Origin of the sequence: Pantoea sp. ACRSB, from assembly GCF_022346905.1 — a bacterium.
In the GTDB taxonomy this organism is placed as follows: domain Bacteria; phylum Pseudomonadota; class Gammaproteobacteria; order Enterobacterales; family Enterobacteriaceae; genus Pantoea; species Pantoea piersonii.
Map to the genome: position 1 here is coordinate 1 of NZ_JAKRNL010000037.1, position 541 is coordinate 541.

The following is a 541-nucleotide window of genomic DNA, read 5'->3' on the forward strand; positions in this document are numbered from 1 at the left end:
TCTGCGCGCTGCTGCTTGTTCTTAACCACTTTACGGCTCCGGCCAGCGTATGGTCATTGTGGGTTGCGGGGATCTGGTGTGCGCTACTGGTTATTAGTGGCATGAGGACGTTTGTTTTTCGAGGGCTAATCAGCCGCTGGCAACAGAAGCGGCTTCGGCAGATGCTGCGACGATAACCGTAATTCGCAACAGGGATGTTATGGTAAATCAGAGTGGCTGGCAGGATAGGTTTTTAAAATAAACGTCACAGGATGAAGCAGGTCAGATGCAATGTGGCATACTCGTTGTGTGCCACACCAGGGCATCTGAATACATAAAGCTCCCCGTGAGGGAGCTTTTTTGTGCCTGAAAACCGGCAACATAACCGGTAAAGGCATGAGGCGTCGTCTGGAACGCGGGTAACTGAGATGCCTGAAACCTGGTAATAATCTGTGACGCTTTTTCTGCCGCTCCCCGGCGGGGAGCTTTTTTTCGCGCCTCACGGGGGCAGCAAAAAGAAAGCTCCCGCTATCACAGTAATATATAACGCTACATAAGTAAT

General features: G+C 50.8%; 1 protein-coding gene. It reads left to right on the forward strand.

The window, feature by feature from the left end; all coding sequences use genetic code 11:
* Window positions 1-11: 11 nt before the first annotated feature.
* Window positions 12-176: a 2TM domain-containing protein gene (locus MHZ89_RS22650; protein ID WP_311784661.1), complete on the forward strand. Its 165-nt coding sequence runs from the start codon at window positions 12-14 to the stop codon at window positions 174-176.
* Window positions 177-541: the final 365 nt, after the last annotated feature.